General features: G+C 69.6%; 2 protein-coding genes. Both read left to right on the top strand.

The genetic code is table 11. From position 1 onward, the window contains the following. Window positions 1-862, top strand: an 862-nt coding sequence (locus ACFE71_RS15600) for an alpha-ketoacid dehydrogenase subunit beta (RefSeq protein ID WP_375429674.1), incomplete at its 5' end; no start/stop codon positions are given. A 6-nt stretch (window positions 863-868) separates the two neighbouring features. Then, the coding region (locus tag ACFE71_RS15595) for a dihydrolipoamide acetyltransferase family protein (RefSeq protein ID WP_375429673.1) at window positions 869-2,157 on the top strand (1,289 nt) is incomplete at its 3' end.

Genomic DNA, 2,157 nt, shown 5'->3' with positions numbered 1-2,157 from the left:
CCGCGTGTTCGACACGCCGATCACCGAGATCGGCATCGTCGGCGTCGCGATCGGGATGGGCGCGTACGGCCTGCGCCCGGTGCCCGAGATCCAGTTCGCCGATTACATCTACCCCGCGCTCGACCAGCTCGTCTCGGAGGCGGCGCGGTTGCGCTACCGATCGGCGGGCGAGTTCACCGCGCCGATCACCGTGCGGTCGCCCTATGGCGGCGGCATCTTCGGCGGACAGACGCACTCGCAATCGCCCGAGGGCATCTTCACCCACGTGTCGGGGATCAAGACGGTGATCCCGGCGACGCCCTACGACGCCAAGGGACTGCTGATCGCCGCGATCGAGGATAACGACCCCGTCCTCTTCCTCGAGCCCAAGCGCATCTATAACGGCCCGTTCGACGGCCATTGGGACCGCCCCGCCAAGAACTGGAGCGCGCACCCGGCGGGCGAAGTGCCGACGGGGTATTACCGCATCGACCTGGGCAAGGCCGAAATGGTGCGCGCGGGCGAGGCGCTGACGATCCTATGCTACGGCACCATGGTGCATGTCGTGGGCGCGGTCGTCGAGGAGTCCGGGATCGACGCGGAGATCATCGACCTGCGCACGCTCGTCCCGCTCGACATCGAGACGATCGAGGCGTCCGTCCGCAAGACCGGCCGCTGCATGATCGTCCATGAGGCGACGCGCACCGGCGGCTTCGGCGCCGAACTCTCCGCGCTGGTCCAGGAACGCTGCTTCCACCATCTGGAGGCGCCGATCGAGCGGGTGACCGGGTTCGACACGCCATACCCGCACAGCCTGGAATGGGCCTATTTTCCGGGGCCGGTGCGCATCGGCGAGGCGCTCAAGAAGATCATGAAGGACTGACACGGAATGGCGCGCTTCACCTTCAAGCTGCCGGACATCGGCGAGGGCATCGCCGAGGCGGAGATCGTCGCCTGGCACGTCGCGGTCGGCGACCGGATCGAGGAGGACGGCCCGATCGCGGACATGATGACCGACAAGGCGACGGTCGAGATGGAGTCGCCGGTGTCGGGGACGGTGGTCGAGCTGGCGGGCGAGGTCGGCGACCAGGTCGCGATCGGATCGGCGTTGGTGGTGATCGAGACGGCGGCGGCGGAGATGGCGGCGGCGGGGGCTCCGGCCGAGGTCGATGCAGCGCCGCTCACGTCGGAACAGGCGGAGGTGGCCCGGCAATATGGCGCGGAGAATCCCGGGGTGGACGAGGTCGTGCCGTCGGTCACGACCACGCCCGCGCGGGAGGGGGCTGACCCTGCTCCCCTCCCGCTCGCGGGAGGGGCTGGGGGAGGGCAGGGCGCGACGCCTGAAGCAGGCCCTCCCCCGACCCCTCCCGCGAGCGGGAGGGGAGAAGAAGCGCCCGTCCTCGCCTCGCCCGCAGTACGCCAACGGGCGAAGGAGCTGGGGGTCGACCTTGCCCACATCCGCCCGGCCGAGGGCGACCGCGTGCGCCATGCCGACCTCGACGCGTTCCTGCGCTACGGTTCCGGCCAAGGCTACGCCGCGCCCGGCGCCAGCCGCGCCCGCGAGGACGAGGCGATCAAGGTTGTCGGCATGCGCCGCCGCATCGCCGAGAACGTGGCCGCGTCCAAGCGCAACATCCCGCACTTCACCTATGTCGACGAATGCGACGTCACCGAGTTGGAGCGGATGCGGGCGTCGCTGAACGACAATCGCGGGGGCCGGCCAAAGCTCACCATGCTGCCGCTCCTGATCGTCGCGATCTGCCGCTCGCTCCCCGACTTTCCGATGCTCAACGCGCGCTACGATGACGAGGCGGGAGTGGTGACGCGCTCGGGCCGGGTGCATCTGGGCATGGCGACGCAGACCGACGCCGGGCTGACCGTTCCCGTGATCCGCGACGCGCAGGATCGGAACGTGTGGCAGCTCGCCACCGAGATCGGGCGGTTGGCGGAGGCGGCGCGGGCGAACAGGCTGACCCCGTCCGAGATGGGCGGCGGCACGATCACGGTCACCTCGCTCGGGCCACTCGGCGGGATCGCGACGACGCCGGTGATCAACAGGCCGGAGGTCGCGATCATCGGACCGAACAAGATCATCGAACGCCCGGTCTTTGACGGCGACGACATCCGCCGCGCCAAGCTGATGAACCTGTCGATCAGCTGCGACCACCGCGTCGTCGA

It is taken from the genome of uncultured Sphingomonas sp. (assembly GCF_964237155.1).
Classification (GTDB): Bacteria; Pseudomonadota; Alphaproteobacteria; order Sphingomonadales; family Sphingomonadaceae; genus Sphingomonas.
Note: the sequence above shows the minus strand (reverse complement) of the source record. Positions and strands in the feature narration are given on the sequence as shown.